This window comes from Rhodococcus chondri (assembly GCF_036327435.1).
GTDB lineage: Bacteria > Actinomycetota > Actinomycetes > Mycobacteriales > Mycobacteriaceae > Rhodococcus > Rhodococcus chondri.
In genome coordinates, this window is record NZ_JAUZMZ010000118.1 from 1 (window position 1) to 15,570 (window position 15,570).

Genomic DNA, 15,570 nt, shown 5'->3' on the forward strand with positions numbered 1-15,570 from the left:
GCATGAACACCATCGCCTCGGCCATCTGGTTGATCCCGGCCCTTCCGCTGCTCGGCGCCGCCGTGCTGCTGCTCGCCGGACGACGCAGCGACCCGTGGGGACACCTGCTCGGCTGCGCCACCGCGCTGGTCTCGTTCGTGCTCGCCGTGGTCGCGTTCGTGGCGATGCTCGGACGGGACACGGGCGAGCGGACCGTGCAGCAGACGCTCTACGAGTGGGTGCCGGTCGCGGAGTTGCAGGTGGACTTCGGGCTCCGGCTGGACCAGCTGTCGATGTGCTTCGTGCTGCTGATCACCGGGGTGGGAACACTCATCCACATCTACTCGATCGGGTACATGGCGCACGACGACGACCGCCGCCGCTTCTTCGGCTACCTCAACCTGTTCCTCGCGGCGATGCTCGTGCTCGTTCTCGCCGACAACTTCCTCGTGCTCTACCTCGGCTGGGAGGGTGTCGGTCTCGCGTCGTATCTGCTCATCGGTTTCTGGCAGCACAAACCGAGTGCCGCGACAGCCGCGAAGAAGGCATTCGTCGTCAACCGGGTCGGGGACATCGGCCTGCTCGTCGCCATCATGATTATGTTCGCGACCTTCGGCACCCTGTCCTACAACGAGGTGTTCGCCGCCGTCCCCGCCGCCGGGGAGGGCGTGCTCACCGCGATCGGGCTCACACTGCTGCTCGCCGCGTGCGCCAAGTCCGCGCAGCTGCCACTGCAGTCGTGGCTCGGTGACGCCATGGAGGGCCCCACCCCGGTTTCGGCGCTGATCCACGCCGCGACGATGGTCACGGCCGGTGTCTATCTCATCACCCGCGCGAACGCGATCTTCGACGCCGCTCCCGCCGCCCGGCTGGCCGTCGTCATCGTCGGGGCGGCCACCCTCCTGTTCGGGGCGATCATCGGCTGCGCCAAGGACGACATCAAGAAGGCGCTCGCCGCCTCGACGATGAGCCAGATCGGCTACATGGTGCTCGCGGCGGGGCTGGGCCCCGCCGGATACGCGTTCGCGATCCTGCACCTGCTCACCCACGGATTCTTCAAAGCAGGGTTGTTCCTCGGCGCGGGTTCGGTCATGCACGCCATGAACGACGAGACGGACATTCGCCGCTTCGGCGCGCTGCGCACGGTCATGCCGCTCACCTTCGTCACCTTCGGGCTCGGTTATCTCGCCATCATCGGCATTCCTCCGTTCGCGGGATTCTTCTCGAAGGACAAGATCATCGAGGTCGCCTTCGCCGAGGGCGGTGCCAAAGGCATCGTGCTGGGAGTCGCGGCGCTGCTCGGTGCGGGACTGACCGCGTTCTACATGACCCGCGTGATGATCCTGACCTTCCTCGGCGAGCGGCGATGGGCCGCGGACGCCGAACCGCACGAGTCACCGGGGGTGATGGTGTGGCCGATGATCCTGCTCGCGGTCGGCTCGGTCACCGCGGGCGGCCTGCTCGTACTCGGCGGAGGGTTGCAGCACTGGCTCGAACCGGTCGTCGGCTCCCACCCGCACGAGGGCGGGCTGCCGGTGTGGGTGACCACCGCCCTGACGCTGGCGGTGGTGATCACCGGCGTGGCCGTCGCGTACCGGCAGTACGCGACGCGGGACGTCCCCGCGACCGCGCCGACCGCGGTGTCGGCAGCGACCGTCGCCGCCCGCCGCGACCTCTACGGCGACGCGGTCAACGAGGCGGTATTCATGCGTCCCGGCGGGAAATTGGTCGACGCCCTGGGCCTTGTCGAGAACAACGGTATCGACGGTTTCGTCAGCGGTGCCTCCACCTCGATCGGCGCAGGCTCAGGCCGCTTGCGTCGGCTGCAGACCGGCTTCGTCCGGTCGTACGCCCTCTACATGTTCGGCGGCGCGACCGTGGTGGTCGCGGCGCTGATGCTGGTGAGGCTGTGATGGGGGTGGCGCAATGAACCAATTTCCGTGGCTGACCGTCCTGTGGGCCGTGCCGGTCGTCGGGGCCGTCGCGATCCTGGCGATGCCGGCGCGCATGCGTTCGCTCGCGAAGGTGGTCGCGCTCGGTGCCGCACTGGTGGTGCTCGCGCTGGCCGCTGTGCTCGCCGTGCGGTTCGACCCGGCGGGAGAGCAGTTCCAGTTCGTCGAATCCCACTCGTGGATCCCGGCATTCGGCGCCCGATACGCGGTAGGACTCGATGGGATCGCCCTGGTACTGGTATTGCTCACCGCGGTATTGGTACCGGTGCTCCTGATCGCCGGTTGGCACGACGACCGCATCGTGCTGGCCGAGGCGGCGCCGGGCACCCGGGCACGCGCAGCCCACACGTACGTAGCGCTGATCCTGTTGGTGGAAGCGATGGTGCTGCTCTCGTTCACCGCGCTCGACATCCTACTGTTCTATGTGTTCTTCGAGGCCATGCTGATCCCGATGTACTTCCTCATCGGCGGGTTCGGTGGTCGCGGGACCGAACGCGCCCGGCGATCCCGCGCAGCGGTCAAGTTCCTGCTCTACAACCTGCTCGGTGGCCTGATCATGCTGGCCGCGGTGATCGGGCTGTACGTGGTCACGGCCCGGGCGGGGCTGGGGGCATCGGAGTCGGTGGGCACCTTCGACTTCCGGGTCGTCGCCGAAGCGGCAGCATCGGGGGAACTGGGCGTCGGTCCGGGGGTCCTCAACGCCGTCTTCGTCGGTTTCATGTTCGCATTCGCGGTCAAGGCGCCGCTGTGGCCGCTGCACAGCTGGCTGCCCGACGCTGCGGTGCAGACGACACCGGCGTCCGCGGTGCTGATGATGGCCGTCGTCGACAAGGTGGGCACGTTCGGCATGCTCCGCTACTGCCTGCAGCTGTTTCCCGACGCCTCCGTGTATTTCGCGCCGGTGGTCGTCGGCCTCTCGGTGATCGGCATCGTCTACGGCGCGATGCTCGCGATCGGCCAGACCGATGTGATGCGGCTGATCGCCTACACGTCGATCTCCCACTTCGGGTTCATCATCCTCGGCATCTTCGCCATGACCAGCCAGGGTCAGGCCGGATCCACCCTGTACATGGTCAACCACGGAATCTCCACCGCAGCACTGTTCCTCGTCGCCGGCTTCCTCGTCTCCCGTCGCGGCACGCGTCTGATCGCCGCGTACGGCGGAGTGCAGAAGATCGCCCCCGTCCTCGCCGGCACATTCCTCGTCGCGGGTCTCGCCACACTGTCTCTGCCGGGCCTTGCGCCGTTCGTGAGCGAATTCCTGGTGTTCGTCGGCACCTATCCGCGATACCAGGTGGCCGCGGTGATCGCGACGATCGCACTCGTGTTGTCGGCGCTGTACGTGCTCTGGCTGTATCAGCGCATGATGGGCGGACCCGTACGGCACCCGGAACCCCAGGTGGCCGCACCGCACGACACCGACCACCCGCGGTCCGGGTCGCGCATGCCCGACGACGGTCACGGCACCGCGATCACCGATCTGGTTCCCCGCGAAATCCTCGTGATGGCACCGCTGATCGCGCTGCTCATCCTGCTCGGCGTGTACCCGAAGCCCGCGCTGGACGTCATCACCCCGGCCGTCGACCACACGCTGGTCTCGGTCGATCAGCAGGATCCGGGACCGACGGTGCCCGGCGACCGACCTGTGGCCGGAGCGGTATCCGGCGAGGATCCCGAAGGAGGTGGACACGAATGAGCTTCGACGGGACGCTGCTCGCGCAATCGCTGCCCGCACCGGACATCGAGTACGGCGCGCTCGCACCCATGCTGATCGTCTTCGGTGTCGCAGTGGCGGGGGTGATCGTCGAGGCGTTCGTTCCGGCACGTGCCCGGTATGCGAGCCACCTCGTGTTGAGTTTCGGGGGACTGGTCGCTGCGTTCGTCGCGGTGGTGCTGCTCGCCGGGACCGCTCGCAGCGCGGTGCTCGGTGCCGTCGTGGTGGACGGACCGACGCTGTTCCTGCAGGGATCGATACTCGTGGTTGCGATCCTGTCGGTCGCCCTCATCGCCGAGCGCGGTGTCGAAAGCAGGTCCGTGCGCGCGGACAGGGTGGCGACGGCAGCGCTTCCCGCGCGGTCCGACGCCTTCACCCCCGCCGCGTCCGCGCTGCCCGGCAGCACCGCCGAGCGGCAGGCGACCGAGGCGGGCGTCACCCGCACCGAGGTGTACCCGCTGACCCTCTTCGCGGTCGGCGGCATGCTGCTGTTCCCGGCTGCGGGTGATCTGCTGACGATGTTCGTGGCCCTCGAGGTCCTGTCGCTGCCGTTGTATCTGCTGTGCGGCCTCGCGCGGCGGCGTCGGCTGCTCTCGCAGGAAGCGGCGTTGAAGTACTTTCTGCTGGGCGCGTTTTCGTCGGCGTTCTTCGTCTACGGTGTCGCATTGCTCTACGGTTACGCGGGCACCGTGCGGCTGACGGGGATCGCCGATGCCATCGAAACGGGCGCCGGCAACGACAATATGGCCCTCATCGGCATCGGGTTGCTCGCGGTCGGGTTGCTGTTCAAAATCGGTGCGGTGCCGTTCCATTCGTGGACGCCGGACGTCTACCAGGGCGCGCCCACACCGGTGACGGCGTTCATGGCCACAGCCACCAAGATCGCGGCGTTCGGGGCGATGCTGCGCGTCTTCTACGTCGCGGTGCCGGGGCTGCAGGACGACTGGCGCCCGATTCTGTGGGCGGTCGCGATCGCCACCATGGTGGTGGGCGCGGTGCTCGCGGTGTCGCAGACCGACGTCAAGCGGATGCTCGCGTACTCGGCGATCAGCCACACCGGGTTCGTCGTCACCGGGCTGATCGCCGCCAACCCGGCCGGAGTGTCGTCGACGCTGTTCTATCTGCTGGCCTACGGTTTCGGCACCGCCGGGGTGTTCGCGGTGGTCACGCTCGTGCGCGATCCCGACGGGGAGGCGTGGGAGTTGTCGCGCTGGGCGGGGATCGGCAGGCGCTCCCCGCTGCTCGGGGCGCTGTTCGCGCTGTTTCTGCTCTCGCTCGCCGGTATTCCGCTCACCAGCGGCTTCATCGCCAAGTTCGCCGTGTTCGGTGCCGCGATCGCCGGCGGCGCGGTCCCGCTCGTGATCGTCGGCGTGCTCGCCAGCGCCGTCGCCGCGTACTTCTACGTGCGGGTGATCGTGCTGATGTTCTTCGACGAACCCCCCGCGGACGCGCCGACCCTGGTGGTGCCGAGTGTGCTGACCTCGGGGGTCGTCGCGATCTCCGCGATCGCCACGGTGCTCTTGGGTGTCGTTCCCCAGCCGGTGCTCGATCTGGCCGAGCAGGCGGCGGTCTTCCTGCACTGACGGCGTGACGGGCCGGGTCTACCCCGTCGCGTTCGACTGCGTCCGTCCCACATCGGTCCACACCGCCCGGCCGCGGTGTACCACGGTGCTCGCGCCGCGCTCGACGACGTCGTCGAACGCCGCGATCAGACCCCGCGGGAACCATCGCGCTGTGCGGTCGGGGGTCGAGGCCACGACGGTGAGGTTCCGCGTTCTCGCGGTGGTGGCGAGCTCGGTCAGCAACCGGCCACCTGCCTCGTCGAGCGCAGCGACCGTCTGCGTCAGGTCCGCCACGAGCAGTAGTCGACGCGGTCCGGGAGCAGCCGACGCGAGTGTGGTCAGCATGCGCGCGATCGCGTCGGGTGTGCGGGCGCCGTGGGCGCGGCCCGGCCGGTCGAGGCCGCCGAGCCAGTCGTAACGTCCGCAGGGGTCGGCCACGAACAGTTCATGGGTGCAGCCGGCCAGCGCGGTCGTCGCCATGAGAGTCAGGGGCAGGTCGGGGGAGAGCCGCTCGGCGCGCTGGTGGACGAGCAGGTTGCGACCCGCAGACAGGCTCCACCGCACGGCAGCGCCGTGGCTGTCGCGGCCGAACGGGACGTCGATGCGCTCGGAGTGTCCGATGCCCGGACACCGCGACCTGCTGCGGACGAGGTCGTCGCCGCGACCCCTACCCGGGTACGACAGAACAGGGCCTGCGCAGCGGCGATGGGGGGTCGGAACGACGGGTGGCGTCATGGGATGGTCCGTTTCGTGTCGAGGTGCTCCGAAACTACGTTCGATACCTGCGCACGGTAGCGGGCCCCACCGACACGTTCGAAAGCACTCCTACCCGAGGGCCTGCGCCGCGAGGGTTTCCGACGGCAACCACTGCGCTCCGAAGAGTTCGGCGATCGTGTCGAATGTGCTCGTGTCGCCGTCGACCGACGCCGCGGTCACCAGCAGGCGCTGCACCATCGTGGCGGCGGCCCGCTCCTCGACGGTGCCCTCGCTGTACAACAGGAACCACGGGCACACCTGGTGATCGCGGTGCGCACGCCCGATCGTCTGGCGCGCGGCGATACCCGAATACCGCGGCTGGTGGAACAACCCGATGCGCGGCGCCGCGCTCGCGTACGTGCCGTCGGAGAGATGTTCGTTCGCGTGCAGACTGATCGCCGTCGTCGTGGTGAACACGCAGACCGGCGCATGGCCGCGCTGGAACCGCAATCGCTGCTCCTCGGCATCCGGGCGTCCCCCGAAGATCCGAGCCACCGCGATTCCGCGTTCCTCCAGCGCATCGGCGAGCGGACCGGCCGCGGTCGTCACCATCTCCGCGGCGATCAGCACCTGATAACCGCGGTCGACATACGCCGCGGCCAGCTCGACCGTGTACGGCACCCGGATCATCCCGGCCTTCTGCCGGAACCGCAGCAACGCGGCAAGACCGCGCGCGGTGTCCGAACCGGTGCGGGCAACCCCCATTTCCTGCCGGAACTCGCCCCACTCGAGGTCGTACCGGGCCTGCTCGGCAGGGGTCAGTTCGACGCCGAGCCCGTCGATCGGAGCCGGACCCCACGGCGAATCGCGGTGGAGCAGCAGCGGCGGGTCGTGGTCGGTGAGCCACCTGCGCCCGGCGCCCACGGCCTTCGCCTGCAGCGCCGGCGAACCGGTCGCCTCGCCGGACCACTGCCATTTGCCGAAGCACCGTTCGAGGGGGATCCCGGCCTGCACCAGACGCGCGCCGAAATCGTCCCACTCGGCCGGACTCTCACCGTGGACCTGCGCGAACAGCGACGACAGGTAGCGCCATTCGCCCGGATGATGCCCGGGGGTCGCGGTGACCGCGATGAGGAAAGGTGCCTTGCCCGGCGGCGCGAGCATTTTGGTGACGCGCCGCATGTACGTGGTGCGCTGCGAGTCGTGCCGAAAGTTCTGCGCTTCGTCGGCGATGACGACGTCGAAGGAGAACTTGGGCCGGCCGTTCGCGGCGATCAGCTTCTTCAACTGGTCGGGGGAGCAGATCAGCCAGCGGTAGCCGCCGTCACCGACCGCGGCGATGCTCGCCCGCCACGACGGGATCGTGATCGCGACAGGACGATCCACGATGACGAGAACGCTGACGCCTCCGCGGTCGGCCAGCACCGATTTCGCGCCGAGCACTGCGGAAATCGTCTTTCCCATCCCGACATCGTCGAACAGGGCCGCGGCCCGCATCTTGTGATGCGCAGCCGTCGCGATGAACTGTGCTGCTCGGAGTTGCTCGGCACGTGGTGCTTTCGGCGCCGCGACGGCGGAGGGACTCGGGGTGCCGTTTACTTCGTCTTCGACCCACTGCTGATAGCTGTACGGCTTGGCAGCGAACGGCGCCAACGTCGCCGGGAGTTCGCGTCCGAGGTAAAGATGGCTGCGCAACTTCCTGTCCCACGTGGCGCCGGGTGCACTCGTGCGGTGCGGGACGTCGAGCACCCATACCCGTTCGCCGGAGCCCGCAGTGGGCCGTGGAGCAGCTTTATGAGCCGGACGACGTCGGGAGGTGACCACCTGGCGAGTTCAGTCCTGCCGTTCGAAGGTGATCATCAGGCCTTCCACACCGCCCGGGCCGAGACGGCCCTTGATGTCGGTGGAGGTGATTGCTTTGAGCTGCCACCCTTGCCGGGCGTGCTCGTTGAGAATCTCTTCGAGTCTGTCGCCGGACATCTTGCCGCCGATCATCTTCTCGCGGAGCTCGACAACCTTGTACGAATACACAGTGACTCCCTCGCATCGGGCCCGATCGGCCATGCGCCGTCGATACCTCGGTACCTCGGCCCGAAACCGAACTTACCCGGGAGTGCCCTGCGCGAGAGAAGATTCGGTGACGCCGGAGCCGGCCCTGCTGGTGCCCCCGGTCAGACTCGAACTGACACTGTACGGGTTTTGAATCCGTTTCCTCTGCCAATTGGGATACGGGGGCGTGGTGCGGAGACCACTGTAAGGGATCGGGCGCAGTGGTCAAACACCGGTACCCTTCAAACGTTCGACCTCCATCCGGGGGCAGCCAGACCGAAATGGGAAGGGCCGACGATGACAGCCGCGCCGCACGACAACACCACCGGAGCCAAGAGGGTCGTGGTCGCCGAAGACGAGGCGCTGATCAGGCTCGATCTGGTCGAGATGCTGCGCGAAGAAGGCTACGACGTGGTGGGCGAGGCCGGGGACGGCCAGCGTGCTGTCGAACTCGCCGAGGAGTTCACCCCGGATCTGGTCATCATGGATGTGAAGATGCCGCGACGGGACGGCATCGACGCAGCCTCGGAGATCGCGCAGAAGCGCATCGCACCTGTGGTTATTCTCACAGCCTTCAGTCAGCGCGAGCTCGTCGAGCGTGCCCGCGACGCGGGGGCGATGGCATACCTCGTCAAACCCTTCTCCAAGAGCGACCTCGTGCCCGCGATCGAGGTGGCCGTGAGCCGGTTCGCCGAACTGCGCGAACTCGAACGCGAAATCGCGGGTCTGTCCGAACGCTTCGAGGCCCGCAAACTCGTCGACCGGGCGAAGGCCATCCTCATGGAAAAGCATGCGATGACCGAACCGGAGGCGTTCCGCTGGATCCAGCGGGCGGCGATGGATCGCCGGACCACGATGAAACACGTCGCCGAAGTGATCATCGAAACGATCGGTGAGGACGCCGTCGGCTGAGCACGGCGGCACGTTACATCGACGTCAATATCTCCCGCTGAATATAACGGTCGGATCACAACGATTTCGGCCGGGTTCGCGCACGCACTTCGACCGCTATGTTTCGACGACACCCGGCAAAATGCCGGAATTGCGTTGCAGGTGATCGAAGGAGAGTTGGATGGCAAGACGGACCCTCGTCCGCGCCGCGGCGGTGCTCGGTGCGGCGGCGCTGGTACTCGCGGGCTGCAGCTCGGACGGCGACGACTCCGCAACGAGCGCCACCGACGACGGGGAGACGGCTGCGGCCGAGACCACCGTCGAAACCGACTGTGAGCCCGCGCAGGCCACCGCAGGTGACACCCCGGCGACCGGGCCGTTGAAGATCGGAACCCTGCTTCCCGAAACCGGAAGCCTTGCCTTCCTGGGCCCGCCCGAAGTCGCGGCGGTCCGGCTGGCCGTCGACGAAGTCAACGGCGCCGGAGGTGTGCTCGGACAGCCGGTGGAACTCATTCCCGGCGACTCGGGGGACACCACCACCGACACCGCCAATTCCACCGTCGACCGCGAACTCGCCGCCGGAACCCAGGTGATCGTGGGCGCGGCGTCGTCGTCGGTCTCGCTGAAGGTCATCGACAAGATCACCAGCGCGGGGGTCGTGATGTTCTCCCCGGCGAACACCTCCGACCAGTTCGTCTGCTACGCGGATCGGGGCATGTATTTCCGCACCGCGCCCACCGACGTACTGCAGGCGCAGGCACTGGCGCAGCTGATCGCCGCCGACGGCGCGCAGCGGGTCTCGATTCTGGCTCTCAACGACCCCTACGGCACGGGGCTCGCCGAGAACACCGCCGCCAACCTCGCCGAAGCCGGCATCGCCGAAGACCAGATCCAGAAGATCATCTACGACCCCAACGCGCAGTCGTTCAACGCCGAGGTCGACCAGGTCGCGAACTTCGCTCCGGATGCGGTGGCTCTCATCGGCTTCGAGGAATCGGCGAAGATCATCACCCGCATGCACGAGGTGGGCATCGGACCGTCCGACGGCACGCCCGTCTTCGGTGTCGACGGCAACATGGGCAACGCGCTGGGTGCGAACGTGGCCGCGGGACTGCTCGAGGGGATGTCCGGCACCACACCGTTGACCGATACCGGCGAGGAATTCCGTCAGCGCCTGCTCGCCGTCGATCCGGCGCTGATCGACTTCAACTACTCCGGTGAATCGTACGACGCGGTGGTCATCTCGGCGCTGGCCGCGGAACAGGCGGGCTCCACGGCCGGAGTGGACATCGCCGCGAACATCAACGACGTGACCAAGGACGGCACCAAGTGCACCACATTCCAGCAGTGCGCCGATCTCGTGCGGTCCGGTGAGAACATCGACTACGACGGCGTCACCGGCGAATTGAGCTTCGTCGACGCCGGTGAGCCGGGAGTCGGCTCCTACGGGCACCTCGTGTTCGGGCCGGACAACAAGCTGACCACCGAGGATTACATCGTGGTCGGCGGCTGACGGTCGCTTTTGCACCGGCGGGGCCGGCATTCGTGTGAATGCCGGCCCGTCTTGCTGTGCCCGGTACCGCTCAGCGTCGCTTCTTCTCCTTGCTGCCGGCGAGGGTGCCGAGGTACAGCTCGATCACCTTCGGGTCGTGCATCAGGTTCGCCCCCGTGTCGGTGTAGGCGTTGCGGCCCTGGTCCAGCACGTACCCGCGGTCACAGATCTGCAGGCACCGCCGTGCGTTCTGCTCGACCATGATGATCGACACCCCGGCGGCATTGATCTTCTTGCAGCGGATGAACACTTCGTCCTGGAACATCGGGGACAGCCCGGCGGACGGCTCGTCGAGCAGCAGCACCGACGGGTCCATCATCAGGGCACGTCCCATCGCCACCATCTGACGTTCACCACCGGACAGGGCCCCGGCCTTGGTCTTCCGCCGTTCCCCCAGCAACGGGAACAGTTCCGCGACCCGGTCGAACTGGGCGGCGAACTTCTTGGGACGCAAATAGATTCCCATCTCGAGGTTTTCCTCGATGGTGAGCGAGGGAAAGACGTTCTGCGTCTGCGGCACGTATCCGACACCGTTGCGCACCAGCACGTGTGCGGGTGCGGACGTGATCGAATCGCCGCGGAGCGTGATCTCCCCGCGCCGCACGGGTATCAATCCGAACAGAGCCTTGAGCAGGGTGGATTTTCCGGCGCCGTTGGGCCCGATGATGCCTACGATTTCCCCCTCGCGCAGAAAGAAGTTGCAGCCTCGCAGGATGTCGACACCGGGGAAGTATCCGGCGACGAGGTCGTCGGCGCGGAGCAGCGCGCCCTCGGCGAGCCGTGCGTGTTCCTCGGCGGTAGCGGATCGCTCGGCCGGCGTCATGCCTTCCGGAGGTGCCGGCGGGGAAGAGGTGTCGCTCATCGGCTCTCCTGGGTTCATCGGTTCTCCGGGGTTCCGGGCTCGTCCGTCTCGGGCTGTGCGGTGCGGCTCGCCGAATCGGACGGAACGGCGACGGGCACATCCTGGCCGGACAGGTCGGCACCGGCGGCGAGTGCCTGCACCTCGGCTTCCTCGAGCGCCTCGGCGAGCACGGCGGTCGCGCCCACGGGATTGCCGGCCTCGTCGAACTCGAGTGCCTGGTCGTGGTGACTGCCGAGATAGGCATCGACGACCGCACTGTTGCCGGACAGCTCGTCCGGCGGGGCCTCGGCGATGACCGAGCCCTGGGCCATCACCACCACCCAGTCGGAGATGTCGCGGATGACGTCCATGTCGTGCTCGACGAAGACCACGGTCATCCCGTCGTCGCGCAACGACTTGATGTGGCCGAGCAGACGCTGCGTGAGTGCGGGGTTGACCCCGGCCATGGGTTCGTCGAGCATCACCACCGTCGGATCGGTCATCAGTGCCCGTGCCATCTCGAGCAGTTTCCGTTGGCCACCGGACAGCGAACCGGCGAGATCGTCGGCCTTCCCGGCGAGGTCGAACCGGGCGAGCAGGTCGTACGCGCGGTCGGTGATCTCGCGTTCCTGCGCGCGCCACGTCCACGGCAACAGCGCACCGAGCATGCGTTCGCCGCGTTGGTGCCGGGCGCCGAGCCGGACGTTGTCGAGGACGGTCATCTTCGACAGCGACTTGGTCAGCTGGAAGGTCCGGACGATGCCACGCCGGGCGACGTGATGGGGATGGAGCCGTCCGAGGGAGGCGCCGTCCATGCTCCACGTGCCGGTGTCGACGCGGTCGAACCCGGTCAGCAGGTTGAACAAGGTCGTCTTGCCCGCGCCGTTGGGTCCGATCAGCCCGGTGATACATCCCCGCTGGATCTCCAGATGGGCGACGTCGACGGCTTTGAGCCCCCCGAACGTGCGGGAGATGTTGTCGACCACGAGAATCGGATCGGGTTTGCCGGCGCCGGGCTCCTGTGGGACGCCGGCGAACATGGCCGCCCGCTCGGCGGCGCCGAGCGGTGTCGTGAGTTCGGTGTCAGGCATCGAGCTGGACCTCCCGCTTGCTTCCGAGTATGCCCTGCGGCCGAAAGACCATCATCACGGAGATGAGGACACCGAGCAGCACGAACCGCAGTGCGCCCACCTGCTGTTCGGTGAACGGGAGCAGCGGATCCGGTCCCGAGATCGTCTGCCGCAGAATCGCATCCGGGATGGTCAGCAGGAACCAGAACAGCATTGCTCCCAGCACCGGGCCGAACACCGTGGCCGCGCCGCCCAGGATCAGCGCGCCGAAGGCGAAGAACGTCTGCGCAGTCGAGTAGAAGTCGGGATTGATCGACTTGGTCTGCAACGCGTTGAACACGCCGCCGAGCCCGCCGATCATGCCGCCCAGCACGAGAGCCTGCATCTTGTAGACGAACACGTTCTTGCCCAGCGACCGGGCGGCGTCCTCGTCCTCGCGCACCGCTTTGAGCACGCGGCCCCACGGACTGTGGCTGAGCAGATACACGAGCCCGCACAGCAGCAGCACGAGGGTCCAGCCCACCACCATCGCCCACAGGTCGTCACCGTAGAACTTCATGCCGAGCAGCGAGTACTGCCGTCCCGAATCGAACGGGCTCAGGGCGGTGAACGGGTCGGCGAAACCCCACAGGCCCCGCGTGGACCCGGTCACGGAGTCGGATGCGGTCGAGCGGAACACCAGCCGCAGGATCTCGGCGGCGGCGATCGTGGCGATCGCCAGGTAGTCGGCGCGCAGGCGCAGCGTGGGTATCCCCAGCACGAGCGCGAGCAGCCCGGACAGGGCGAGACCGACGAGGATGCCGACCCACAGAGGCTGGTCGTAGGTGACGGTCATGATGCCCACGCCGTACCCGCCGAGCAGCGCAAATCCGATCTGGCCGAAGTTCAGCAGCCCCGCGTAGCCGAAGTGCAGATTGAGGCCGATCGCGAGCAGCGCATAGAAGATGGCCGAGGGGCCGATCAGCTGTGCAAACGAAACCTGCAGAATAGCAAGGATATCCATGGATCACCCGATCCTTGTTCGACTGCCGAGGATGCCCTGCGGGCGAATGACCAGAATGACGATGAGCACCAGCAGGCCACCGATGTACTTCAGGTCCGGATTGATCACCAACGTCGACAGCTGCACCAGCAGACCCACGACGACGCAGCCGAGCAGCGCGCCGTACGCGGTACCGAGACCACCGAGGATGATGCCGGCGAACATCAGCAGCAGAAGCTTGAAACCCATCTCCCACTGCACCCGTCCACCGAGTTCGGAGAGGCCGAACAGCACACCGCCGAGCGCGGCGAGTCCGCCGCCGAGACCCCACACGAACCGGACCACCTTCTCGACGTCGATCCCCGACGCCGCGGCCAGATCGCGGTTGTCGGCGACCGCACGCATGGCCTTGCCGATCCGCGTCCGCTGCAACAGGACTGCGACCCCGACGAGCACCACGAGGCTGATGACGATGCAGGCCAGGTTGACCGGTGTGATCGCGAACGGACCCCACACGAGCTGCTGCTGGGCCTGATAGTCGTCGAACGGCTGGGTGCGATCGGAGAAGAACGCGAGGATCAGATAGCGCAGGGCGATGGCGAGGCCGATGGACACCACCAGCTGCGCGATCAACCCGGTACGCCGGCGCCGCAGCGGCGCCCAGATCAGCGCGTCGTTGAGCAGCCCGATGATCACCCCGACCACGATCGCGAGGAGCGTCGCGAGAACGAGCTGGAGTCCCACGGTGACGTTGAAGATCCAGGCCGCGACCGCACCGAGGGTCACCAGTTCGCCGTGCGCGAAGTTCGTCAGGCCGGTCGTCCCGAAGATCAGGCTCAGGCCGACACCGGCGATCGCGATGATCAGGCCGAAACGGAGACCGTCGACGATGGTGCGGATCAGGGTTTCGGCGAACGCGACGGTCGAGCCCGTCCGTGCCTCACCGAACGAGAAGATGACGGTGTTCGTCTGCCCGGCCGCCACCGCGCGCGTGACCGCGGACTGCACACTGACCTCGTCGGGGAGCGACTCGGCGTCGACCTCGAAGGTGTAGGTGCCCGGTGGCACCGTCAGCTCCCACCGGCCGCGCTCCTCGGAGACCGTTTCGGCGACGACCGCGCCGGAGTCGTCCAGGGCACGCACCGTCACACCCTCGAGCCGCTCACCGGCGTTGTTGAGGGTGCCGACCACGCGCTCCCCGTCTTCCACGGTGTCGGGCGGAGCGGGTTCGGGTGTCGTGGCGGGAGTGGACGTCGCGTCGGGAGAAGGGGGCGTGGTCGGTTCCTGCGCTGCGGCGCCACCTGCGCCGACAGCCACGGCAAACACCGCCACCAGCAGGAACATCACCACTCGGACGAGCCGTCGAGGTCTCGACACCCATCGTCGACGTCTCACGGTTGGGGCCACGCAGGTCCTCCAGACAGATCGGTGGGGTCGAGCTCGACGACGGAGGGCCGACGTCGTGGAATCGGACTTTATCGTCTGAGATGACGATCACAGCCGTCTCCGTCATTTCCGCGGGGTATCGATCCGGTTTTCTGCGCAACAACCATGTTTCCGGCGCGGACACAGCGACGAAGAGTCGGCGTCTTCGTCGCTGTCGGGACTGGTCCCTAGACTGGCTGCCGTGACCCGTGCATCCTCCTCGACCACAACCCCCGCGGCCCCCGCCGGCCGCCCGACTCTCCTGCTCCTCGACGGACACTCTCTGGCCTTCCGCGCGTTCTATGCGCTCCCCGCCGAGAACTTCAAGACCACCAGCGGGCAGACCACCAACGCGGTGTACGGGTTCACCTCCATGCTCATCAACCTGCTGCGCGACGAACAACCCACCCATGTCGCGGCCGCGTTCGACGTCAGCCGCAAGACCTTCCGCGCCGAGCTGTACGCCGCGTATAAGGCCCAGCGCAGCGCCGCCCCCGACGATTTCAAGGGCCAGATCGACATCACCAAGGAAGTCCTGGGCGCCATGGGCATCCCGGTGATGGCGGAAGAAGGCTACGAAGCCGACGACATCATCGCCACCCTCGCCACACAGGCCGCCGAAATCGGGTACCGGGTCCTCGTCGTCACCGGCGACCGTGACGCGCTGCAACTCGTCACCGACGACATCACCGTGCTGTACCCGAAGCGCGGCGTCTCCGACCTGACCCGCTTCACCCCGGTCGCTGTGGAGGAGAAGTACGGACTGACTCCGCTCCAGTACCCGGATTTCGCCGCGCTGCGCGGAGACCCGAGCGACAAGCTGCCCGGGAGCGCGGGGGTGGGGGAGAAGAGCGCCG

The 15,570-nt window shown here is 67.4% G+C and carries 13 protein-coding genes and 1 tRNA gene; 6 read left to right on the plus strand and 8 right to left on the minus strand.

Annotated features, from left to right (window positions below; genetic code table 11):
* Nucleotides 1–2 precede the first annotated feature (2 nt).
* The 3 genes from nuoL to nuoN are packed head-to-tail and all read left to right on the plus strand — an operon-like array spanning nt 3 to nt 5,228.
* Nucleotides 3–1,892, plus strand: a complete 1,890-nt coding sequence (gene nuoL, locus Q8814_RS18415) for an NADH-quinone oxidoreductase subunit L (protein WP_330153438.1) — start codon at nt 3–5, stop codon at nt 1,890–1,892.
* Nucleotides 1,893–1,905: 13 nt separating this feature from the next.
* The gene (locus Q8814_RS18420) at nt 1,906–3,627 is read left to right on the plus strand and encodes an NADH-quinone oxidoreductase subunit M (protein WP_330153439.1); all 1,722 of its coding nucleotides are present in this window, start codon (nt 1,906–1,908) and stop codon (nt 3,625–3,627) included.
* Nucleotides 3,624–5,228: an NADH-quinone oxidoreductase subunit NuoN gene (gene nuoN / locus Q8814_RS18425; protein WP_330153440.1), complete on the plus strand. Its 1,605-nt coding sequence runs from the start codon at nt 3,624–3,626 to the stop codon at nt 5,226–5,228. Before Q8814_RS18420 ends, nuoN begins: the two co-directional genes overlap by 4 nt.
* Nucleotides 5,229–5,246: 18 nt before the next feature.
* Here nuoN and Q8814_RS18430 read toward each other — a convergent pair whose 3' ends face one another.
* The 4 genes from Q8814_RS18430 to Q8814_RS18445 all read right to left on the minus strand — a co-directional run bounded on the left by Q8814_RS18430 (nt 5,247) and on the right by Q8814_RS18445 (nt 8,139).
* Entirely contained in the window at nt 5,247–5,942 is a 696-nt protein-coding gene (locus Q8814_RS18430) for a hypothetical protein (protein ID WP_330153441.1), read from the minus strand.
* A gap of 90 nt (nt 5,943–6,032) precedes the next feature.
* The gene (locus Q8814_RS18435) at nt 6,033–7,727 is read right to left on the minus strand and encodes a DEAD/DEAH box helicase (protein WP_330153442.1); all 1,695 of its coding nucleotides are present in this window, start codon (nt 7,725–7,727) and stop codon (nt 6,033–6,035) included.
* A 9-nt stretch (nt 7,728–7,736) separates the two neighbouring features.
* Nucleotides 7,737–7,934, minus strand: coding sequence for a DUF4177 domain-containing protein (locus Q8814_RS18440; protein ID WP_330153443.1), 198 nt, complete (start codon nt 7,932–7,934; stop codon nt 7,737–7,739).
* A 128-nt stretch (nt 7,935–8,062) separates the two neighbouring features.
* A tRNA-Leu gene (locus Q8814_RS18445) sits at nt 8,063–8,139 on the minus strand.
* A 110-nt stretch (nt 8,140–8,249) separates the two neighbouring features.
* Here Q8814_RS18445 and Q8814_RS18450 point away from each other — a divergent pair.
* Both Q8814_RS18450 and Q8814_RS18455 read left to right on the plus strand, forming a co-directional pair.
* The gene (locus tag Q8814_RS18450; RefSeq protein WP_330153444.1) at nt 8,250–8,864 is read left to right on the plus strand and encodes an ANTAR domain-containing response regulator; all 615 of its coding nucleotides are present in this window, start codon (nt 8,250–8,252) and stop codon (nt 8,862–8,864) included.
* A gap of 160 nt (nt 8,865–9,024) precedes the next feature.
* A complete protein-coding gene (locus Q8814_RS18455) occupies nt 9,025–10,356 on the plus strand; it encodes an ABC transporter substrate-binding protein (protein ID WP_330153445.1) in 1,332 nt (443 codons plus the stop codon).
* A gap of 70 nt (nt 10,357–10,426) precedes the next feature.
* Here Q8814_RS18455 and Q8814_RS18460 read toward each other — a convergent pair whose 3' ends face one another.
* Genes Q8814_RS18460 through Q8814_RS18475 form a run of 4 tightly spaced genes read right to left on the minus strand, consistent with a single transcriptional unit; the run spans nt 10,427 to nt 14,695 of the window.
* Complete coding sequence (locus Q8814_RS18460; RefSeq protein ID WP_330153446.1) at nt 10,427–11,257, minus strand: ABC transporter ATP-binding protein; 831 nt, start codon at nt 11,255–11,257, stop codon at nt 10,427–10,429.
* Nucleotides 11,258–11,271: 14 nt separating this feature from the next.
* Nucleotides 11,272–12,327 (minus strand): ABC transporter ATP-binding protein, encoded by a 1,056-nt coding sequence (locus tag Q8814_RS18465; protein ID WP_330153447.1) that lies wholly within the window; start codon nt 12,325–12,327, stop codon nt 11,272–11,274.
* Nucleotides 12,320–13,309 carry a branched-chain amino acid ABC transporter permease gene (locus tag Q8814_RS18470; RefSeq protein ID WP_330153448.1) on the minus strand — a complete coding sequence of 330 codons (990 nt, stop codon included), beginning with the start codon at nt 13,307–13,309 and terminating at the stop codon, nt 12,320–12,322. The genes Q8814_RS18465 and Q8814_RS18470 overlap by 8 nt, the downstream gene beginning before the upstream one ends.
* Before the next feature lie 3 nt (nt 13,310–13,312).
* The gene (locus Q8814_RS18475) at nt 13,313–14,695 is read right to left on the minus strand and encodes a branched-chain amino acid ABC transporter permease (RefSeq protein WP_408015933.1); all 1,383 of its coding nucleotides are present in this window, start codon (nt 14,693–14,695) and stop codon (nt 13,313–13,315) included.
* 220 nt (nt 14,696–14,915) lie between these two features.
* Between Q8814_RS18475 and Q8814_RS18480 the strand changes: the two genes are divergently transcribed.
* Nucleotides 14,916–15,570: 5'-3' exonuclease (locus Q8814_RS18480; RefSeq protein WP_456239112.1), on the plus strand; the 655-nt coding region annotated here is incomplete at its 3' end.

What these genes read in the sequence shown, in the direction of transcription:
- nuoL (WP_330153438.1), top strand. Translation starts at nt 3, where the DNA reads ATGAACACCATCGCCTCGGCCATCTGGTTGATCCCGGCCCTTCCGCTG.
- Q8814_RS18420 (WP_330153439.1), top strand. Translation starts at nt 1,906, where the DNA reads ATGAACCAATTTCCGTGGCTGACCGTCCTGTGGGCCGTGCCGGTCGTC.
- nuoN (WP_330153440.1), top strand. Translation starts at nt 3,624, where the DNA reads ATGAGCTTCGACGGGACGCTGCTCGCGCAATCGCTGCCCGCACCGGAC.
- Q8814_RS18430 (WP_330153441.1), bottom strand. Translation starts at nt 5,942, where the DNA reads ATGACGCCACCCGTCGTTCCGACCCCCCATCGCCGCTGCGCAGGCCCT.
- Q8814_RS18450 (WP_330153444.1), top strand. Translation starts at nt 8,250, where the DNA reads ATGACAGCCGCGCCGCACGACAACACCACCGGAGCCAAGAGGGTCGTG.
- Q8814_RS18455 (WP_330153445.1), top strand. Translation starts at nt 9,025, where the DNA reads ATGGCAAGACGGACCCTCGTCCGCGCCGCGGCGGTGCTCGGTGCGGCG.
- Q8814_RS18460 (WP_330153446.1), bottom strand. Translation starts at nt 11,257, where the DNA reads ATGAGCGACACCTCTTCCCCGCCGGCACCTCCGGAAGGCATGACGCCG.
- Q8814_RS18465 (WP_330153447.1), bottom strand. Translation starts at nt 12,327, where the DNA reads ATGCCTGACACCGAACTCACGACACCGCTCGGCGCCGCCGAGCGGGCG.
- Q8814_RS18470 (WP_330153448.1), bottom strand. Translation starts at nt 13,309, where the DNA reads ATGGATATCCTTGCTATTCTGCAGGTTTCGTTTGCACAGCTGATCGGC.